The sequence below is a fragment of the Pseudoalteromonas ulvae UL12 genome, assembly GCF_014925405.1.
GTDB lineage: Bacteria > Pseudomonadota > Gammaproteobacteria > Enterobacterales > Alteromonadaceae > Pseudoalteromonas > Pseudoalteromonas ulvae.
Genome location: NZ_AQHJ01000030.1, coordinates 166,592 through 187,610, shown reverse-complemented (window position 1 = coordinate 187,610; position 21,019 = coordinate 166,592). Strand labels below are relative to the sequence as shown.

Here is a 21,019-nt window from a genome sequence, read left to right as displayed (position 1 = left end):
CTTAGGGGATCGTCGCAATACTGACACTGGCAGCACCTGCCAATTTACTTTCATCCAATACTTGCACTAACAGCTCTGTTGGAACGAGTTTGTCAGCTTGGATCACCACTGGCAGGGCGCGATTTTTTAATAAATGCGCAACGGTATTTCTAACCCCTGCGACGCCAATATTACTGCCATCGTAAATCACCTCTCCCTGATTAGTAATCGCCAGCATGATGATATTTCGCTCTAGCTTAGCGGTTGAAATTGCTTGGGGTTTATCAACTTCAACTCCGGTTTCTTTGACAAATACTGTGGTCACGATAAAGAAGATTAACAAAATGAACACCACATCCAGCAAGGGCGATAAATCAATGTTTTGCTGCTGTTGCTCTAAGCGATTTTTCAAATTAGCGCGCATCAGCCAAGCTCGCTTTTTGCACTAAATTATTAAAATAAGTCAACATTAACCAAGCAGGAACCGCTAATACTAAGCCCAATTGCGTGGTCCATAATGCACTAGCAATACCTTGGCTAAGCACGCTGCTGGCCGAGAAACTGTCGCCTAATGACATCGCATAAAATGACTGTAGCAACCCCATAATGGTCCCAAGCAACCCCAACAATGGCAAAGCATTGATTAGGCAGCCCACGGTTTGTGACCATTGCTTTTTTTGTTCGGTATTCAGGCTACTTGGCCGAACTACCATCAATAAACACAATTTGTAGTACACAAATAAAGCTAACGTTAACATGGCCCAAACTACAATATTATCAAATGATTGCATTATGCCGCCTCCTTCAATGTGCTCTGTTCGACTGCGCCTAACTGGCTTAAATTCACTGCGCAACTTTCAAGATCACCGTAATACGTTTTTGCACGGCGCGATAACAATGCATGGCATAACAAAGCTGGGATCGCGACAACTAAACCAAGCTCAGTGGTCACCAATGCCTCAGAGATCCCGCCCGAAACAGCGGCAGGATCGCCCGCACCAAACAAAGTCATCAGCTTGAATGTTTCAATCATGCCACTCACTGTCCCAAGCAACCCAAGCAAAGGAGCAACAGCAGCGGTAATCGCAATGGCACCAAGCCAATAATCTAAGCGATGCTTATGATGCAGCAGTGCCGCAAAAAGCTGATCATCTCGGCTGGGCCCTATTTTTGTATTGGCCGTTATGTCAAGTAGTTGCCCTTGCATCGAATCTCCAAGCTGGCTCTTGAGCTGCGCTAATTCTTGGTTCACACTTTGTTGATCTTTCTGAGCAAAAATATGAGCCAAACGTGTACTTAGTGCTGGCTGTACCGCAGGTAAACGCCATAACTGAATGCTTTTTGCAAAAGAAATGAATAAGGCAAAGACCCCAAAGATCAAAATAGGTAAGACCCACACCCCACCTTTTTGAATGTGATCCCACAGGGACTCTTCGGCTATCTTGATGGTGAGGGCACGATCTAAGGTCGGATCAAACATAATTTTTCCCGAAGATCCTTGCTGTAAGCGCTGAAGTTGTTCGCTATCACTGCGATCAAATGCTAGCGCAACTTGTGCGATCTCATTTTTCATTTGATACAAACCGCCCTGTCCTGTGCTTGAGTCTATGTACCAATGTACCGGCCCTAAAGATAAGCTTTGTACTTGGGTTAACTGACCATCACTCAGTGCTAATTCTAAGGGGGTAAAAGTAGGGCTACTGCGCAGCACTAATTGACCTAAGTGCTCAGAAAGTTTGGCTAGCATTGCTGTTAAGTCAGCCCCTGCATTTATCTCTCGTAACTTGGCTTGCTGTGCAAAGCGTTGTAACTGATTGTTTTGATAGCTATCTTGCTGGCGCCATTCTTTTAAGCGTGTTTGTAGTTGCTCAAAACTTAAGGTCTGCTCATCAGCGGCGCGCCTTGCTACAGCAGTTTGTTGTTGTAACGCCAATACCTTAGTTTCTAATTGCTGTATTTGCTTGGCGTATTGACTGCTCTTGGTATAGATTGCTTGCTCTGTTTTGACTAAATTACGCTGTGCCTGTTGAATATCATCAATCAAACCTTGCTGAGGTGATGCTCCTTGGGCGAACACACTGCACAGCGCCAACGGTAAAACGATGAACCCGAACCAATGTTTATTCATGACCACTGTCCACCTTTAATAAATGATCATTCGAATTAAGTGACACAGGTAACCGTATAAAATCCGCTTCTTTTCGTTGCTCAATCATGGCAATAGCATCGCGAATATCTGCAGCTTGTAATGCCGGATTAACTCGCCACTGCCAACCATGATCGGTCGCAAGCCCTTCAAAAACCTGCTCTTCATCCAAGCTGATATACCAACCACGTGAAATCCCCAAGTAAAGCTGTTTCACTAGCCGTTCTTCTTGTTCTGCAACCAATATTTTGGATTCAAATGAGGCTATTCGTTGGTCAAAGTCAGTCAATTTTGTAAACAGGCTTAATAATAAGGTCAGTTTGTCGCTGTTACTCGCATCGACCAAAGGCATCTCATCCATTGCAGTTTTCCACTGCAATGCCAAAGGCGGTGGCAGGCGATAAATAATATTATTTACTTTGCTCAACTGTTGAGACAGCCACGTGCTCATAACTTGTTGATTGGCTTCCATATTGGTTTGCAATGCTAATAGCTGCGCCCGTTGCTGCTCGACTTCACTCCCTTTTGCCTGATTATCAGCCATCAAAGTATTGAGCTGCTTAATCTCTTGGCGAAGTAATTCAATACGTTGCGTTAAAACTGGCTCCTGTTGATGCCATTCACTTTGCAAACGACTTTGCTGCTGAGAAAGACCTAACCATTGCTGTACTAATTGGTCAGCTTGTTTGACTGCATTTTCACTCTGTTGTGCATACGTTGTGACGCTAAAAAAACTTAACACCATTGCCGACACACAAACAAAGCACCAAACACTAATGTGCTGTTTTAACGCCATTTGTCTGTTATTCCTGCCTAATAATTTTGTTCATTAACCTAAGCTCAGGTTAATTATAAATTTAAATTATTTTTAGTTCCGATAATTGCAAATGATAACGATTAACATTAAGATGCGCAACAATTTAAATGCAAATGATAACAATTGTCAACAAATCTCGGAGAAACTATGCGCGTTGCAACCAAAGGACACCTCATTCCCTTTAATAAAAAAATAATGGCGCAGGCCATTGCAGTGGGTCTGACAACCATGGCATTCACAGCCCAAGCCAATGAATCGGTAAAAGAGCTCGCCACAGCCAAAGTAAACGAAGAGAAAAAAAGCGATTACAAAGTAGAAAAAGCCTCATCAGATAAATACCAAACCACATTATTAAACACACCTAAAACCATCACAGTGATTAACGAACAAGTTTTACAAGACCAAGGGGTCACCAGTCTAAATGATGCGCTGCGTAATGTTGCGGGTGTATCGACATTTGGTGCAGGTGAAGGCGGCGGCGGTAATGTCACCACCAATGACAAAATTACCATCCGTGGCTTTAGTGCCAATGGTAATATCTACATCGATGGTATTCGAGACATCGCAGGCTACTCGCGCGATATGTTTAACTTTGAGCAAGTTGAAGTGACCAAAGGTGCTAGCTCAAGCATTACGGGTAAAGGCTCTTCCGGTGGTAGCGTTAACTTAGTGTCTAAACGCGCCGAGCAGGATGAATTTAGTCACGCTGAAATCAGCTATGATGATGCAACCCGCCTACGCTTAACCGCCGATCATAATACACAACTCAGCGGCAGCACTGCACTGCGTATAAATGCCTTGTATACACAAGGAGGTGATCCGCTCGACAATGGTGTTGAAGATTATCAAACCACCGCGATTGCACCATCATTACGTGTTGATTTAAATGAAAAAACAGCCATTACTGCCGATATTCTGTGGATGGAACAAAACAATGACCCTATGCTAGGCCTTCCTTGGGTCAGTGGTGATATATCAAACCAGTTAGGCCATAAAGAAGGTCCAATTGCGAGCCAATATTGGGGTAATTATTATGGTGTAGCCAAACGTGATTACGAAGATGTATCGGTCAATCTTGCGACATTATTAATTGAACACCAACTGGCCGATAACATCGTTTTACGTAGCCAATCGCGCATTGCGAGTAACGAAAAACAATCTGTACTAGCACGCCCGGCGTTTGCCAGTACACGCGATCCAGAAACGCGTGAGCGTACCTACCAAAACCAAATTGATTTACGCCCAGTACAAATTGTTGACCAAGAAAACGATCTTGCTGTCACCCAACTCGATGCAGTGATTAATCTCAGCACTGGCAATATCCAACATGACTTAGTGATTGGGACTGAATATTATCAAGAGTCTACCACTCGTTTTCCGACGCAAAATGAGATTGAACTTGAACAAAACTATGTTGACTTAGACGCTCCGCGCCCTGATATGCCATTTACAGGTGCAATTTCTCGTAGCACTCAACCGACCGAAGTTGAAGGAACAGGTTTTGCCTTGTATGCACTCGACAGCATTACCTTTAACGAGCACTGGTTAGCAACGGTGGGTTTACGTTACGAAGATTACCAAGCAGAAGGATCTGCCTATGTCCGCCAAGTAATTGATGGTAAGCGCGTCAGCGTATTGGTTGATGGCTTAGAAGCCAAAGGCGATTTCTTCAGCTGGAATACCTCGCTTGCGTACAAACCAGATGCCAATACGAACTACTATGTGGGCGTAGCCAATTCACAAGACCCGGCAGGAGGCGATTTAGCTTTTGCAGGGCGAAGCCTTGAAGGAATTAGTACGGTTTCAAGCCTAGATCCTCAAGAAGCAAAAAGTTATGAACTTGGTGCGAAGTGGGATTTATTTGAGACAAAGTTACAGCTTAGTGCAGCGCTCTTTTTAACCGAAAAAACCGTGTTAGACCGCGATACTGATGGCAGTTATTTCTTAGCAGGTGAACAAGAGTCAAAAGGGCTTGAACTCTCAGCTAGCGGTTCGCTGACCGATCAGCTCAGTGTACTGGCCAGTTATACCCATCAAGAAACTGAAGTCACTAAAGACTTTAGCCCAGACACCCAAGGTAACGGATTAAGTGCCGCCCCAGAAGACTCTGCCAGCGTGTGGATTAACTACGAATTAGATAAGTTAAGCCTCGGCGCCGGAGCTCAGTATTCATCGGGTAATATTTACTGGCGTCGCAACACCGCTTACTTTGATAGCGGCAGCCAAACCTTACTTAACATCATGGCGGGTTATGATGTGACAGATAAGTTAGGTGTTCAGTTCAATATCGATAATTTAACGGATAAAGAATATATTACCGATTACAGTGCCCGTGGCCATTTCCGCCCAGGAAACCCACGCACCATGAAACTTACCTTACGTTATCAGTTTTAACTGATCTGATGAACAGGCCAAGCAGCATTGCTGCTTGGCCTGTTATTGTAATAAAAAGGCGCGTTATGCTAGTAAAAATTCCTGCTGTTTTATCAAAATCACAAGTGATTGAATGTCGTGAGATGCTGGCAAGTACACAATGGATTGATGGGCAGAGTACGGCTGGTCACTTAGCGAAAAACTGTAAACACAACCTGCAATTACCACAAACCGACCCCATAGGTATCGAAATTGGGCGCTTTATCGAAGCCCGTTTGGCAGATAATTCATTATTCACCGCAGCCACCTTACCTAACAAAATTTTTCCGCCGATGTTTAATTGCTACCAGCAAGGTGGGACGTTTGGCGCCCATGTTGATAATGCAATTCGGCGTATCAATCCCAATGCCCATTCGAGCACGCAAATACGCACTGATGTCTCGGCAACATTATTTTTAAGTGAGCCAGACAGTTATCAAGGCGGTGAGCTCGTCATTCAAGATACTTATGGTGAGCAGCGGGTAAAATTAGCTGCGGGCGACATGGTCATTTACCCATCGACCAGCCTGCATCACGTCACACCAGTGACACAAGGACAGCGCCTGGCCAGCTTTTTTTGGATACAAAGCTTAATCCGCCAAGATGATCAGCGCCGTATTTTGTTTGACTTAGATTGCAGTATTCAAGCGCTGACCGCAGCCGATCCAGAACAGTCCGAACTGGTGCGTTTAGCGGGGGTGTATCACAATTTATTAAGGCAATGGAGTGAGGTGTAATTGGCACGAGTGCCATGCCATCACTCCTCACTCACTGAGGGTTCATTGAGACTCGTTTAGTCTAAATATTTACAAGTAAGTCAGCTTGAAATGGCAGCTCGATGGGCTTTTGCATCACCTTGGTATTGCCATGTGCTATCACAATATGATTGCGTTCAACTTTAATCCACTGCGCATCTTCTTCGGTGAGCGGCTCTGAGCAAATCATAATGCTTTGACGCTCTGGATCATCGCAATGAATAACATCGACAATGCCATCTATTTTAGTCACTTCTCCGTGGGCATAAAATAACGAGGCAGGCTGAGAGGTCTCTAAGGTCGTAAATCGTGTTGCGACCGTGTGGTATCCATCTGTAATCGCAAAGTTAATAAACGCATTTGTCTCGGCGCCAGCTTGTTTACGCAACACCATGATTTCGCGAATTGTTTCAACCATTGCCTGCTCAAGCTCGTCTGCACTGGCGGACTCTTTAAAACCTAGTTTATCCATAAACAATGCAAACGCATGCTCTGAGTCAGTATTGCCTTTAATTAAACTAAACGCCCGATCAGACAAGCCACTCATTAACGCACGGCGAAAGCTATCAAACATATCCAAACGGCCATTGTGCATCCATAAATAGTGCATGCATTGAAACGGATGACAATTGCCCTGGCTGACCGGCATGCCCTTTGATGCATCACGTACATGAGCAAAATAATGCCGAGTCGGCACTTTCTCAGCAATAGTCTTTAAATTACGATTACTCCAAGCCGGATCGACATTCACAAACGTCGCAGGAATGGTATCGTCATGCAAGGCATACCAGCCTAAACCAAAGCCATCGGCATTGGTGGGGACTTTACGCTTTTGGGCATATTTGCTTTGCATCACCAGTGAGTTTTCAGCCTCAAAAATTAACGGTGACATTAATGTTTCAGGGCCTGAATAAGTTAAAAACCGACACATGCGTGTATTCTCATTCTTATAAAATATTTTTGTGCAAATTTAGCCCCTTCCTCACAGAACACCAAGAAATAAAGTGAGTTTTTTATCGCCCTCAAATTTCGTGTCACGCGCAATCACCTGTTATTGATACCCTACAAAGCAAAAAAGCCTGCAAAGCAGGCTTTTTTTCATCAATACGCTTATTGATTGACTTGTTTGTGCAATTCACTCAGTGATGTTGCCATGGTAATGCCCGGGATATTTGAGCCGATGGTCGCCACAAACGAACCTTCTACTTTACCTGTTTTATAGGTCGTAAAGGCCACACGATATAAACCGCGCACCAATGCTTTTTCTGGTTTGCTCACTTGAGATTCAATACGCGTTAACGAGTTATACTTCGCATGGCGTTTCTCATCATAAGTATCATCACCATCGTCGTCAGTATCGAGCACACTAAAGACTGATTTCGCATCTTTAATTTTTTCAGGACTGATCACATCCATGCGCTCAACACGGATCCAAGTATCAAACCATTTTTCTTTATCAGCTTTTAACTTGTCAGCAAAACCTGTTTGCACAAAATCGCTCTTTTCAGGTGACGCTAAGTCGCCAACTGGCGAAATCATCCGCACACCCAATTCATCTAAAGCTGCTGGTACCCAAATATATAGATAATAAGCATCTTTCCCTTTGATGGTTTCATCAGGCTTCGAATCTTGGTCAATATAACCAAAGTAATTAACGGTATTTGCATAAGGCACCGCAACTTTGGTGAAACCTAAACTTTTGCTCTTACTTGAAGTAAAACTTGGCAGCCCTTCTCCATCGACAAGGCTATTTAAATTAAAACCTGCAAACGCAGAGCTACTTACCAAAGCTAAAGCCGCCGCCATTAACTGTAATTTCATGATCACTTCCTTTTTTTTATTGAACTGTATCCGACAACAACCTGGACATAAATTATACGGCGGCTATTTTACACACTTTTGAATAATAAGTGACTGTTTTTTAAGACTGTTCAAAAAATTGGCATTCATTGAAATAACCCGATAGCAGATGATCTTGTAATTGCTTATCTTTTTGATTGATCGGATGAGCAGGTAAAGGCACATTAATTAACTCCGCTATTTGCTCGATTAAATACACAATACTGTCATTCTCGACGGTCAGATAATCGGCAGTTAAAGTTGGGCTCAGCTGCACAGGTTGGGCTGAACTTAAAACTTGATAAGCACTATTTAACCAAGTTAAATAAATATCTTGCGCTGGTGATAATTGATATCGACTTAATTTACTTTTATCCAGCCGAACAAACTCCGCCAAATCATGATTGAGCAGCAAGCTTGCCATTAAGTTCAAAGTACTGAGTATTTGGCTATTAATTCGGTGATGCCCTTCACGTAAAAAAAGCGCCTTAGTAAATAAACTCGACGCTTCTTCATAACGTTTTTCACTTAACAACAGCATACCTTCATTATTGGCAACACTTGCTTGCATCATTAAGTCTGGCTCAATTTTAAGCAACTCTTTAGCTTGAGCGAAATACTGGTTAGCCAGTTTTTTATCACCTACATAACGGGCAGCAACCGCGGCATTACTGGTATATTTAAGTTTATCTTTGTTATTTGTTGTGACATTAAGTGCACACTGATACGCCCACAATGCTTGCTGACTATATCCAGATTTTCGAAACCAAATGCCCGCTAAATTATAATAAAAGTCGGTTTTAGGTTTACCCGTTGCTTGGTAGCTTGGCAACATATCTTGTAAAATTTGATGGGCATGGCGAAGATTGCTTTGATTCAACGCAGAACGAACTGCAGAGGTATGCCATAACAATTGAATTTTCGGCGGCATTTGTTGCAATTGAGGTTGGTATTGCAGATATAACAGCAGCGCCTCTGCCGGTTTATCAGCGGCGAGAATTTCCGCTCTTTTCAAATCCGCCATGATCTCGCTATTACTAAACGTTAAATAAAATAATAATGGTACAACTTGCATTACTAAGCTTCTGATTGGGAATTCAATGCTTGAGTATAGACTAAGACAAGAGGATATAACGCGCTTTCATCTGCGATTAAAAACGATATAATTATCCTTTAAAGTCGCCGCAAAAGAGAGAGCCCATGGCCCGTCGAATCAGTTATAAATTTAAAGACCACGCAAAAGAAATTAATTTCGCCAATGATAAATATCACGATATGTATGAAGCCATCGCTGCAGCTGAAGGCATTGACCTGCGCAATTACTTAGCCATGGAAAAACAAATCGCCATGACTTCAAAAGGCTCAGCGGCGATTAAAAACTTCCGCGATCAAGAATTTGCTAAATTTGGTTTTAGTGACATCCAATTTATTAAAGACGATCCAAAGGCAAAGTAACCCCACTCTCGTGGCGCCTCATGTTGTTTGAGTAAGGTCACTAAAAACAGGAACCACCTATGACGACCCTTATAATTTGTGCGATTATTGCCGCTTTACTCCCTTATTTAGCCAAAGCCCCTGTAGCCTATGCCATGCAAAAAGACGGCGGCTACGACAACCAACACCCAAGAGCCCAACAAGCACGGTTAACTGGCTTTGGCGCGCGAGCGCTGGCTGCACATCAAAATAGCTTTGAATCTTTATTGATTTTTGCTTTGGCTATCGCTGTGGTCTTGGCAACCAATACGGTTGGTCAAACCGTACAAATACTGGCAATTGTCTACTTGGTCGCACGGGTTCTTTTTTGTATTTTTTATTATCTGAATATCGATAAACTCCGCTCTTTTGTTTGGCTTATCAGCTTATTATGTCCACTCGGTATGATGTGGTTAAGCATTCCATAGACGGATACATCTCTTGCCAAAAAACACTCAGGGGTGAACACTCTCACCCCGTTTTCAGCTTAAATTAGCCCTTGTCGAATAAACACTAAAGAGTGAGTTAACATCTATTTGCGCCTCTAATTTAGCCGCAATTAAATAAAGACCCGCTAATTTTCTGTGGATAAATAACGCATCCACTGGTGGTGTATGCCACTGCTGAGAGTTGCCACTCATTGCAAGTCCCGCCTCTTTCATGCGCCGTGCTAAATCACTGTTTGCAAAGTCATACTTTCCTAAGTGTCGTAACGGTTCACACGCCAACATAAAAATATCAATCACATTATTTTTGTAACTATCGATCACCTGATCCTGAAAATAGCCAATCTGATGAGCCGCTTCAAACATCCCGTCGCGATCTTGTACTTGCGCAGCACCCAACAAGTGGCGATAACTCTGACTCAGTGCGCAGGTTATTTCTCGTGTTGCTCCAAAATCAAATAATACAATGCGTTCAGTGCTGCTTTGGTATTGAAAGTTGGCAAAATTAGGGTCAGTTTGCACTAATTGGAATTCAAATAGTTCGAGAAAAAACAATGCAATAAAATCACTCGCTATTTGATTGCGTTGCTCTTGGCTAAGTTGATTGAGTTGCTCAATGGGCTCGGCTGCCACATATTCCATCGCTAAAATCCGCTTACTACTAAATTGCGGATACACAGTCGGCACTTTAAAGCGGGGATGATCAGCTAAATACTCGCTATAACGCTTAAGGTGTTGGGCTTCGAGCTCATAGTCAGCCTCATTTAACAGTTGCTGCTTGGCCTCTTCGACTAGCTCAGTCAGGTCAATCTCTTTGGGCAAAAGCCGAGACAAGGTCAGAAGTGCCATCACGTTATCGACATCACTGACCACACTTTTCGCAATACCTGGGTATTGTACTTTAATCGCCAGTTTGTCACCTTGCTCAGTGATTGCCTGATGAACTTGACCAATAGAAGCGGCAGCAAAAGGTTTCAACTCGATATGCGCCAAAGTATCGAGCCAATTGTCGCCCCACTGCGCTTTTAAAACCGACACAAGTTGTTTGTGTGGCATAGGATCGGCATCTGCCCGCAACATTGCGAGAAGCTCGGCAAGTTCAGGGCTGAGTAAATCACCCGCATCCATAGACAATAATTGGCCTAACTTCATGGCGGCGCCACGCAGATGCGCCAGTTGTTTAGCTAATTGCTCAATATTTTTAGGTTGCAGCAACAGGCTTTTATTGTCCCACGCTTGCCCATTCAGCGCACCTTTGGCGCCTGAAACGAGCATATTTCCAGCTACTTTGCCCGCCAATGACCCTAACTTAGCAAACCGAGCAAAACGTGAGGTCGCAATTGCGCGCTCTTTCGACACGATAGCCCTCCTATCCAGTAATTATTCAACATGATACGAGCGCCACCCTGACACCGATCGATTAAGCGTATTTATTCAAACGCTCCGACATCCCCCGGAAAGACCACAGGCGATTCAAGACCATCTTGGCTAATTGCTGCGACACCAAAGGTGTAATTATCAATCACAATGTTTTCGAGTATTGCCTGATTGACCTTGCCAACATCACGGCTAAACTGCCACTGAGGCTCGCTGGTATAGCGCCAATAAATGCGGTAGCCCGCAATGGTCGGATCGCTCGATTGTTGCCAAGTAAAGTGCGTACTTGCTTCAACTGCACCGCTAATTTTTACAGCTGTTGGCGGGGCCGGTGCCCAAGCCATTGACGCCATGCTGACCGCATTTAAGGCTGTTAATTTTGCGGCATAATCAAAGTCAACGCCGTCGATGGTATCGCCATAGACACGTCCATTTTCGGTGCGTAAGTCTTGATGTTGGCGATCGTAATGTTCATTCGTTTCCATTATTCTAACTGCAGAAAACCCTGCATCATTAAATGGCCGGTGATGGCCACCGCGACCAAAACGGTCAAGACGATAAACCAGCATTGTGTCCAAATTTGGAATATAACGATCTGCGATGGTGTCAATATAACGCGCTAAATTACGACTCGCCGAGTCAACTTCACCACCGGTGAATCTGCGCACCCTTGCTTGCTCTTTCGTTTCTGTGACGCGCGTACCCTCAGAGAAAATACGTGCCGTGGTATTATCGGTCACGCCATTAATACCTGTGATATTGCCAATCATGTCATTATTGAGTACGCCATGCACTTGCCAACCTTGTTTTTTCGCGTAAGCCGCAAGTATTTTACCACCAAACAAACCTTGCTCTTCACCGGATAACGCCGCATAAACAATCGAACCATTAAACCGATATTGTGATAAGACTCTGGCGGCTTCAAGCGTTCCAGCCACGCCCGATGCATTATCATTCGCTCCCGGTGAGTCACTGGTAAAATCCATCACATCACTGACCCGAGAATCAATATCTCCCGACATCATCACCATACGATTGGGCTCCACCGCACCGCGCTGAATCGCAATAATGTTGACCACTTCGGTTGGATTCGGAATTCGCTTTTCACCCGAAATAACATCTGATACTTCAATCACTTCTAAACAACCGCCACATTGTTTCGAAATGCGTTCAAACTCCGCTTTAATCCAACGCCTTGCTGCGCCAATTCCACGGGTGGGTGATTGCGTCTCAGATAAAGTATGACGCGTACCAAAATTAACGAGCGTCTGAATATCTTGACCAATCCGTTCAGCCGAGACAGCCTTTGCAATCTGATGAAGCTGAGCCTGATCGCGATAATTGAGTTCATTGGCGATCAGGCTTTGGCTCAACAATAATGAACCTAAGGTGAACGAAAACATGCTAAGAGGTTGAAACTTGGACGATGACATAAAAAGGCCTGTGGAGTAATTTTTTATTATGTCACTTGAGACTATCGCACAGCCTATAAACAACAACTGTTTTGAGATGAACAGAAAATAAACACTGTTAAACAGGCAATCAAGCCAATAACAGGTGATGAATTAGCGCTCTCTTTACATAAAAAATGGCAACAAAATTTGCTCTTTGTTGCCATTACAGTGTTTACATTTCATCTTCAAAAATATCTTCTATCGCCAAGCCAAATAAACGGGCGGCCTTAAATGCTAAGGGTAAACTTGGATCAAATTTCCCTTTTTCGATTGCATTAACGGTTTGACGAGACACATCGAGTAGCTCTGCAAGCTTTGCTTGAGTCCAATCTCTTTCTGCACGCAATACTTTTAAGCGGTTTTTCATTCTTCATCCTCATCAACGCTGTATTTTTTTTGCAAAACAACGGTCGAAATCAGATAAGTTAATCCCATGAAAATAACCAGATGCGAGATTTTGGCATCAAAAGAAATAATGTGACTATTGCTCATAGTTTCGTAGGCGATCCCCATCACAAGCACCGCACCTAACGTGATGCCCATCGCGTTCAGCTGTAGCTTTTGCTGCATCTCATCCAACCCAAGGAGCTGGCGTTTATTCGCCAAAATCATGCCGATCCCAACAGCAATATTGACCAATAACGCCAGCACACTGACGATCACTGTTTCTTGCCAAATAAATTTTGGCCCAAACGACACGAGCGCTAAGCTCACTAACCATGCAAACGTCCATTTGGCTAAATTTGCCGTATTATATTTATGTTTTTGTTGCCAGTTCATTTGTGTATTCATTTTTACACCTTTTAAAGTAAAGTAAACTTGACTTCAATATTGCGCACTAAACACACAAAGTCAAGCTTGCTTTACAAAAAGAATAGTAAGTTATACTTTTAGTGCGACTGAGAAGAGAGCGCCTGCAATAACTGCGATAAATCATTGCTCACCCATTGTGGGTCCAAGCACTGCGTAAGTTGCTGCTCTGCAAATCTTAAAAATCCCAATGCCGCATAAGATAAGTGGCGATCATTTCGGACAATAAAGTACCAATGACTTTCTAACGGTAACCCCGCAATTGGCAACGACACAAGGCTGTGATCTTGGGTTGGTAATACATGGCGTGAAAGCAGCGCAAGCCCCATACCAGAGCTCACCCCGACACGGATCGCTTCGTTACTCGCCATTTGTAAACTACTCGATAAAGTGACACCGCGACTTTGTAAAAAGCTTTCAAACAACATCCGTGTTGCAGAGCCAGGCTCTCGTAATAAAAAGCGCTCTTTCATGACGTCATCCAAGCTAACCTGTGACTTATGTGCCAAGGGGTGATTGGCCGACGCCACGAGCACAAGTGGGTTACGTAAGAATCGCCCAGCAAACGCATGCTCTAATGAAGGTGGGTGACTAAATACATATACATCATCGGCACCTTGCTCAAATCGCCTTAATACTTGCTCACGATTGCCAATCTCAACGGTCACATCAACATTGGGGTGAGATTGGCTGTACGGTCCTAACAATCGAGGCAAAATGTATTGCGCTGTGTTCACCATCGCAATACTAAAATGCCCGCGCTGACCCTCTTGAAGCGCCCCTAAAAAAGTATTGAATTCAGAAAAATTGGCCAATGTTTGCTGGCAAATACGATATAACTCTTGCCCCGCTTGGGTCACAACCAGTTTATTATGCTGGGTTTCGAGCAACGGCTCACCGATAGCTTCTTTTAAGCGTTTTAACTGTAAGGACACGGTCGGCTGTGTCAGGTGCAAACGCCGTGCACTTTCTGTGATGGATCCTGTTTGGACTACATCAACAAATACTTGCAGTAATCGAAACGTTAAATGACGAATGTTCATTCGCAACCTCGCATAGATAATTATCTATGACATAGTATCAATGTTTTAATTTTCATCAATTGATAAAAAATCATACACTGCGTCTAATTTCAATCTATTGCCCAGAGGTCGTATGCCAGATATTGTTGTGATGTTTTTTCTGTTAGGGTTGTTTGCCGGGATTGTTCGCTCAGACTTGAGCATTCCCAAAGCAACATATGATACGCTTAGCTTGCTATTAATGCTGACTATAGGCCTCAAAGGTGGCATGGCACTGCATGGCAACTTAAGCTGGGGCTTACTCCCAGAACTCATCACCGTGGTCATCCTCGGCGCCCTTATTCCACTGACTTTATTCCCTTTACTGAGAAAAGTAATAGGCTTAAACCTCGCCAATAGCGCCAGTATTGCAGCCCATTACGGCTCAGTGAGTGCCGGTACATTTGCCGTCGCGTTGGCCTATACGCAAACCAATAACTTAGTCATTAACCCTGAAATCACTCTTTATTTAGTGCTGATGGAGCTACCCGCTATTATTGTTGGCTTACTGTTATATCGCCGCTATAGCTCTGCGTTACCCAATGCCAAAACAGTCTCGATGGCTGAATTATGGCATGAAGCGCTCACCAACAAAGGGGTCATTTTGCTGGTTGGTGGTGTCATTATCGGCTTTATGTACGGTCCTCAACAAGGCGCACAAGTCACTGATCTTTTGATGGGCGGCTTCAAAGCAATACTTGCATTATTCTTACTTGAAATGGGCTTAACTGCCGCGCAAACCTTACGACCACTGCCACTGAAGCATTGGAAACTCATGGTCTTTGCGTTAGTCGCACCACTGTGTTTGGGCGTCATCGGCATTGGTGTTGGCACAGCGCTAGGCCTAGAGCAAGGCTCGATAGTCATTTTGGCAAGTTTAACAGCAAGCGCCTCCTACATTGCAGCACCGGCAGCAATTAAAGCCTCCATCCCTGAAGCGGATATTGGCTTAGCGATGCTGAGCTCCTTAGGTTTGACCTTCCCATTCAATGTGATAATTGGTATTGGTCTCTACCATCAAATCGTTCAGTGGTAAGACACCGCTAAACCAACACTGACCCTACTCACTCAAGCGGGCTGACAGCAAAAATGCTCTCAGCTCGCTTTGCTTTATGAGTCCTTTTTCTTCGCTAGGCCATCAATCATTTTCACTAAATTCAGCATGTGGTCAAACTCTACATCTACAGGCTCAGGAGCCTCCTCACTGCGCGCTTTCATTTCGGCTAAGCTTTGCTGTAAACGCAACATGCTATCGCGAAGGGCTGCGATCATCGGATTTTCGCTGTCATTACCAGATGAAACAAGCACATTAGGGTCGGCTTTAAGTTCAGACAAGCTCAATTCATTGACAGCATCAATCATCTGATTGAGTTGACCTAACGTTTTTTCATCATTCAGCCACTCACTAAAACCCGTGATAGACTCTTTTTCGAGACGTGTTAGCCGACTATTTTCTGGCGAAAATGAGGTCACTTGACCCGATGAAGTTACAGCGGATCGATCAGCTAAATCAACTTGCACCATCGATGCAGCTAGGCCATTATCGCGTAAATAGACACCGCTGCGCTGAATGATACCGAGTTCCTGATTATGTTGATCTTTTAGCGTATATTGGGCCGCTTCGTTACCTAAATACAGCGCACCTACTCCTGCATCTGCTAACTGAGTGAGGACTTTTTGCCCGTGGGGATCTAAATGCCAAACCTGTAACTGCTCAAATACTGCGTCATTTTCATCAATCCAACCGTTTCCGTCGTCATCAAAATGGGCCAACTCTTTAAATGCTTCACCAGTTAATCCCCCAAGCAGCTCTGAACCATTATTAATTTCACCGTCTTGGTTTTTATCCAACACCAAAAAGCCCGAACCAGCTGCAGCAAAAGCCAGTGTTTCGTCTTGCCCATCTAAGTTCATATCAAAATCAAAACTAACGGTACTTAACTGAGGGCCTTGACCTGATAAATCAAGTAACAAAGGGTCATAACGTAACGGCTGAGTATTTTGAGACAAACGCAGATTTTCTTGTTTGAAATAAGCCTGATCCATATGCAAACTCAAATTAAAGTCAATGTTCCGCCCATCCTCTAAGCTTACTTGACCCTGAGCCTGAAACTGCAAACTACTTTGCTCATACTCCACAAAGTAGGATTGCAAAGTAAAATCAGCTTGATGTGCCCCAGATTGCACATTCATATTTGCTGACCTGTTTGAGGCTAAAGCAGGCACACCACCCGCTCCTGCATTGATCCGCCAAACCGATATATTTTGTGAGACCATGTTTGAAAAAAGGCGACTGAGTTCATGCTCTTGGTTCAAACGTTGCTGGCCACTTGGGCCACTCACTCTGCTATCACTGGATAGGTATTGACGCTGAGCTGCTAATTCTCGTGCTGTATAAGTGTATTCGGTGCTGGTTTGGGTGCCTCTCTCTAATCCTTGTTGATTAATCAAGGGTGGCTTGTGGCTCTGAAGCTCGGTGTGAGTCGCTTGGTAAGTATGGGCATCCTTTGCTAACTGTGTAGAGAGCCGATAAGTATCGATTTTCATCTCTGGCATCCTAGTTTGATTGACTACTTAGGATATCGGCCTGAGTGGTTAAATGTTGAACAATATTTGACCGCTTATTTATCTTTTAGCTGGGATCAGAGTAAAACTAACCAGTGATTAACGCTATTGCTATTGAGGCGGGTTTTATGAATAAAAAGCAGCTGAATTGCTGCTTTTATAATTAACTTCAGCTCTGGTTATTTAATCTCAAACACTAAATCGCTTGCTTGGTCTTTTTTTCTAATTGTTGAGCTTCAACCTGTTGGAACATTGAATCAACTAACTCAATAATTTTAGACTTGGCATCAATAAATTTATCTAAACCACCGCCAGTACGGTAACTAGCCTGAGCAATCGTCTTTTCCTGATTGACATCAGTCACCCAAATGTTTGCATAAGACATGTATAATGCTAAATCCCAATGCCAATTCGCCACATAAAAGGCTACTGCATTACAACTCTCTGTATCAATTGGGTTTAAATCGGTTTGATACGCCTGATGCTTTAGTACATAGTTCGCAGTTATCACTTTGGTTTGAACATTGTGTTTAGAGAAAGCCTCTTCAAGAGCTGTAATGACTCCTTCCTTTACGTCTCTATGCTCTGCAATACATACTGTTTTTGGTACTTCCACTTCAAATCTAGATACATCTTGCTTAGCAGCACAACCAGCTAAAGTTACTACAGCCGCTACTGATAATGCTGTTTTAAATGCTTTCATTCATTTCCCTTTTTATTATTGCTTATTTCCTGTCGCTTCAAATTTGAGTTTGAATCGCACTGTATTATTCGTTGAAAATTTTATCTTAATAAATACAAAACGCTATTGTACCTAATAGACACTTTTACATCTAGATAAATACATGCTTATATCAGGAATAAGCTCCTCTGAAAAACACTTATAGTTACAACATTCAAAATGTTTCAGCGCACATAAGTAAGTTGCATTCTATGTTATTTAATCACTACTTTTATTTAAGCAAGCTGATAAAAAAGGCCATTTCGAGTGCTCGTTCACGCAAGCTTTTAAAACGCCCCGAAGCACCACCGTGCCCTGCATCCATATCAGTTTTAAACACTAACAAGTTAGAATCTGTTTTCATCTCGCGCATTTTCGCCACCCATTTCATTGGCTCCCAGTATTGCACTTGTGAGTCATGAAATCCGGTAGTGACCAATATATTTGGGTAGTCTTGTGCACTGATATTATCGTACGGTGAGTAAGCTAAAATCGTGTTATACGCGTCGAGTTCATTGGGGTTTCCCCACTCGTCATATTCATTGGTTGTCAGTGGGATGCTTTCATCGAGCATAGTCGTCAGCACATCTAAAAAGGGCACATGGCAGCCAATCCCTTTATAAAGCTGAGGCGCTTGATTAACAACTGCCCCCATTAATAAACCACCCGCACTGCCACCAGAGGCAAAGACTTGATCAGCATGGCCATAACCTTGTGCGACTAACGCTTGAGTGACATCAATAAAGTCACTGAAGGTATTTTGTTTGTGGGCTTTTTTGCCTTGTTCATACCAATCACGTCCTAGCATTTCAGAGCCGCGAACATGCGCAATGGCATAAACAAAACCTCTATCTAACAAGCTTAATGCATTACTAGAAAAGCTCGCATCAATGGTGATGCCATAAGCACCATATCCATATTGAAACAGTGGATTAGTGCCATCTTTTTTAAAGCTATCTTTACGATAAACCAACGAAACAGGTACCTGCGCACCATCTCTCGCTTCAATAAACAACCGTTCAGATTGGTAACGCCCAGCGTTAAAGTCGCCCAGCACTTGCTGCTGTTTGAGCACAGTTTGCTCGCCGGTCGCAAAATCAAACTCTAACAAAGAGCCTGGAGTGGTTAAGCTGGAATAATATAATCGGGCGCATGTTGTGCTCGGTTCAGGGTTTTCACCTAAGCCGGCAAAATAACACGGATCATTGAATTCCAGTGGGTAGTGTGTGCCATCTTCACGATACACAATAAATTTTAATTGCCCAGCTTCACGCTCAGTAACCACTTTATATTTATCAAATAACTCTACACATTCCAGCATGATGTCATCACGATGACCGATCATCTCCTGCCACTTAGATTGATCACCAATAACCGATTGATGTGCTGTCATTAAACGGAAGTTTTTCGCCTGCCAATTAGTGACAATATAATAAATGTCGCCTAATTTATCAGCGTCATATTCGTGGCCATGCGAGCGCGGGCATAATTGCGTGAACTGCCCTTGGGCATTATTCGCATCCAACACCCAAGTATCACTGGTTTCGGTTGACTCTAAATCAAGCATGATCAGAGATTCATCGCGGCTTTTGCCAAGTCCCATAAAAAAGCTGGCATCATGCTCTTCAAAAACCAAGACATCGTCAGCCTGCGCTGTACCTAGCAAATGACGATACACTTGATAACCTAATAATGTTTTGAGATCTTTTTTAACATAAAACACAGTTTGATTATCATTCGCCCACACCGCTTGCCCTTCGGTGTGTTCGAGCACATCTTCAAGCAAGGTATCAGTGACTAAATCTTTAAAACGAATGGTATAAATACGGCGGCTGTCGGTATCTTCAGAATAGGACATCAGACGGTCATTAGGGCTAATCGAAAATTCACCTAAGTCATAGTATTCATGCTGTTCAGCCAGTGCATTGGTATCGATAAGCAGTTGTTTGTTGAGCCCATGTGCATCCTCTGCACGAAAATATCGCGCAAACTCATCATCGCCACTTATTTCAGAATGATACCAATACGCGCCATCTTTCACAGGAACCGTGCTGTCATCTTTAACAATACGGTCTTTTAATTCCGTAAATATGGCGTCTTCTAGGTCCTGATGTTGCTTAAGCATCGCGTCACAATAGCGATTTTCCGCTTCCAAATGCGCAATAACCTCTGGGTTATTGCGTTCATCATCTCTCATCCAATAATAGTTATCGCAACGCGTATGTTGATGATGAGACATTTCAAACGGTTTTTTTATCGCTTTGGGTGCACAGTTACTCGGGTTAGCCACAAACAATTTCCAAACAGAAGATCAAATTGGCGCGTATTTTAACCCAATCCATAAAAAAAGTCCGAGTTAATCAAAACTCGGACTTTGGTGAAACCACTATCTATATAGCTAAATAAATGGTTACTCAAGGGAAGAAAAACGTCATGACAGATGAACGCATATTTTATTCTAGCCGCTGCCATGCCAGCGACCAATTTTTTCCAAGCCCGGGTTCATATTGCTCGTCCATGTGCTCGCCTAGACGACAAAACTCAGTGTACGGCCATGGCCTACACATATACACCGCATCAGTTTTACTATGATAAACCCGATCGCCAGCCCGGTAGTCGCTGCGATATTGAGGAAACACATAATCATACAGTTGCTGTAAAACAACCTGCCGCCCTCTACAGGTATCAGCATGCACAAAACGAACATCGACACTCACAATCCCACTCGCTTGCAAGGCAAAAATAGAATTTTGACCATAACTGGGCACGATGCCGATTTCGGGATAATGTCGTCCAGCCTGTAAAACTTTAAAATGCTTATTGATATGCTCACAGAGCAACTTAGGCCATACATGAGGCTCACCTTCACAGGCTTGAGCGACTTCATACTCAAACGATAGCTCTGGTAAATCACCTAACTGATCAAATAATGCAAAGTGAATTTTATCGCCTTTATTGAGCCGATAATCCGTCTCTAACGTGTGGATAATATGCCAATCACCAGGCAACAAACCTGCTAATACATTAACCATTTCGACACCTTATGAAGTCATCTTGTTTTATGCGACATGCCGCCAACATACCAATACACCTTCTAATCCTTTATTACGTATGAATTTATTTGGCAACAAAACAAAGCAGTACATGCACTGTAAAGACACAAC

The 21,019-nt window shown here is 43.4% G+C and carries 21 protein-coding genes; 5 read left to right on the top strand and 16 right to left on the bottom strand.

All coding sequences use genetic code 11. From position 1 onward, the window contains the following. Position 1: 1 nt before the first annotated feature. The 4 genes from PULV_RS14405 to PULV_RS14390 are packed head-to-tail and all read right to left on the bottom strand — an operon-like array spanning position 2 to position 2,921. Positions 2-403: an ExbD/TolR family protein gene (locus tag PULV_RS14405; protein WP_193332092.1), complete on the bottom strand. Its 402-nt coding sequence runs from the start codon at positions 401-403 to the stop codon at positions 2-4. Next, the gene (locus tag PULV_RS14400; RefSeq protein ID WP_086745697.1) at positions 393-770 is read right to left on the bottom strand and encodes a MotA/TolQ/ExbB proton channel family protein; all 378 of its coding nucleotides are present in this window, start codon (positions 768-770) and stop codon (positions 393-395) included. The genes PULV_RS14405 and PULV_RS14400 overlap by 11 nt, the downstream gene beginning before the upstream one ends. After that, on the bottom strand, positions 770-2,107 hold the full coding sequence (locus PULV_RS14395) for a MotA/TolQ/ExbB proton channel family protein (RefSeq protein ID WP_193332091.1): 1,338 nt from the start codon (positions 2,105-2,107) through the stop codon (positions 770-772). Before PULV_RS14395 ends, PULV_RS14400 begins: the two co-directional genes overlap by 1 nt. Next, positions 2,100-2,921: a DUF3450 family protein gene (locus tag PULV_RS14390; RefSeq protein WP_193332090.1), complete on the bottom strand. Its 822-nt coding sequence runs from the start codon at positions 2,919-2,921 to the stop codon at positions 2,100-2,102. Before PULV_RS14390 ends, PULV_RS14395 begins: the two co-directional genes overlap by 8 nt. Positions 2,922-3,089: 168 nt before the next feature. Here PULV_RS14390 and PULV_RS14385 point away from each other — a divergent pair, with 168 nt between their 5' ends. Next, positions 3,090-5,336, top strand: coding sequence for a TonB-dependent receptor (locus PULV_RS14385; protein WP_193332089.1), 2,247 nt, complete (start codon positions 3,090-3,092; stop codon positions 5,334-5,336). 65 nt (positions 5,337-5,401) lie between these two features. Then, on the top strand, positions 5,402-6,091 hold the full coding sequence (locus PULV_RS14380) for a Fe2+-dependent dioxygenase (protein ID WP_193332088.1): 690 nt from the start codon (positions 5,402-5,404) through the stop codon (positions 6,089-6,091). 61 nt (positions 6,092-6,152) lie between these two features. Here the strand turns inward: PULV_RS14380 and PULV_RS14375 are convergent, their stop codons facing one another. The 3 genes from PULV_RS14375 to PULV_RS14365 all read right to left on the bottom strand — a co-directional run bounded on the left by PULV_RS14375 (position 6,153) and on the right by PULV_RS14365 (position 8,972). After that, on the bottom strand, positions 6,153-7,001 hold the full coding sequence (locus tag PULV_RS14375; RefSeq protein WP_227009410.1) for a class II glutamine amidotransferase: 849 nt from the start codon (positions 6,999-7,001) through the stop codon (positions 6,153-6,155). A gap of 218 nt (positions 7,002-7,219) precedes the next feature. Further along, entirely contained in the window at positions 7,220-7,930 is a 711-nt protein-coding gene (locus tag PULV_RS14370; protein ID WP_227009409.1) for a LipL32 family surface lipoprotein, read from the bottom strand. A 100-nt stretch (positions 7,931-8,030) separates the two neighbouring features. After that, entirely contained in the window at positions 8,031-8,972 is a 942-nt protein-coding gene (locus PULV_RS14365; protein WP_193332087.1) for a hypothetical protein, read from the bottom strand. A 176-nt stretch (positions 8,973-9,148) separates the two neighbouring features. Between PULV_RS14365 and PULV_RS14360 the strand changes: the two genes are divergently transcribed. Then, complete coding sequence (locus PULV_RS14360; protein WP_086745705.1) at positions 9,149-9,403, top strand: DUF2960 domain-containing protein; 255 nt, start codon at positions 9,149-9,151, stop codon at positions 9,401-9,403. A gap of 59 nt (positions 9,404-9,462) precedes the next feature. After that, positions 9,463-9,849: an MAPEG family protein gene (locus PULV_RS14355; RefSeq protein WP_193332086.1), complete on the top strand. Its 387-nt coding sequence runs from the start codon at positions 9,463-9,465 to the stop codon at positions 9,847-9,849. 54 nt (positions 9,850-9,903) lie between these two features. Here PULV_RS14355 and PULV_RS14350 read toward each other — a convergent pair whose 3' ends face one another. The 5 genes from PULV_RS14350 to PULV_RS14330 all read right to left on the bottom strand — a co-directional run bounded on the left by PULV_RS14350 (position 9,904) and on the right by PULV_RS14330 (position 14,551). After that, a complete protein-coding gene (locus PULV_RS14350) occupies positions 9,904-11,226 on the bottom strand; it encodes an ABC1 kinase family protein (protein ID WP_193332085.1) in 1,323 nt (440 codons plus the stop codon). Between the two features lie 71 nt (positions 11,227-11,297). Further along, entirely contained in the window at positions 11,298-12,647 is a 1,350-nt protein-coding gene (locus PULV_RS14345) for a M28 family peptidase (protein ID WP_193332149.1), read from the bottom strand. Positions 12,648-12,870: 223 nt separating this feature from the next. Then, entirely contained in the window at positions 12,871-13,065 is a 195-nt protein-coding gene (locus PULV_RS14340) for a helix-turn-helix transcriptional regulator (protein ID WP_086745709.1), read from the bottom strand. After that, entirely contained in the window at positions 13,062-13,490 is a 429-nt protein-coding gene (locus tag PULV_RS14335) for a hypothetical protein (protein WP_193332084.1), read from the bottom strand. Before PULV_RS14335 ends, PULV_RS14340 begins: the two co-directional genes overlap by 4 nt. Before the next feature lie 98 nt (positions 13,491-13,588). After that, positions 13,589-14,551, bottom strand: coding sequence for a LysR family transcriptional regulator (locus PULV_RS14330; RefSeq protein ID WP_193332083.1), 963 nt, complete (start codon positions 14,549-14,551; stop codon positions 13,589-13,591). Positions 14,552-14,663: 112 nt separating this feature from the next. On the opposite strand from PULV_RS14330, the gene PULV_RS14325 reads away from it, so the two are divergent. Then, positions 14,664-15,605, top strand: a complete 942-nt coding sequence (locus PULV_RS14325; protein WP_193332082.1) for a sodium-dependent bicarbonate transport family permease — start codon at positions 14,664-14,666, stop codon at positions 15,603-15,605. A 74-nt stretch (positions 15,606-15,679) separates the two neighbouring features. Here the strand turns inward: PULV_RS14325 and PULV_RS14320 are convergent, their stop codons facing one another. The 4 genes from PULV_RS14320 to PULV_RS14305 form a co-directional block, all read right to left on the bottom strand. Continuing rightward, the gene (locus PULV_RS14320) at positions 15,680-17,116 is read right to left on the bottom strand and encodes a hypothetical protein (protein WP_193332081.1); all 1,437 of its coding nucleotides are present in this window, start codon (positions 17,114-17,116) and stop codon (positions 15,680-15,682) included. Between the two features lie 214 nt (positions 17,117-17,330). Then, positions 17,331-17,837 (bottom strand): Sbal_3080 family lipoprotein, encoded by a 507-nt coding sequence (locus tag PULV_RS14315; RefSeq protein ID WP_193332080.1) that lies wholly within the window; start codon positions 17,835-17,837, stop codon positions 17,331-17,333. A 250-nt stretch (positions 17,838-18,087) separates the two neighbouring features. Further along, a complete protein-coding gene (locus tag PULV_RS14310; protein ID WP_193332148.1) occupies positions 18,088-20,094 on the bottom strand; it encodes a S9 family peptidase in 2,007 nt (668 codons plus the stop codon). 214 nt (positions 20,095-20,308) lie between these two features. Continuing rightward, entirely contained in the window at positions 20,309-20,887 is a 579-nt protein-coding gene (locus PULV_RS14305; RefSeq protein WP_086745714.1) for a hypothetical protein, read from the bottom strand. Positions 20,888-21,019 lie beyond the last annotated feature (132 nt).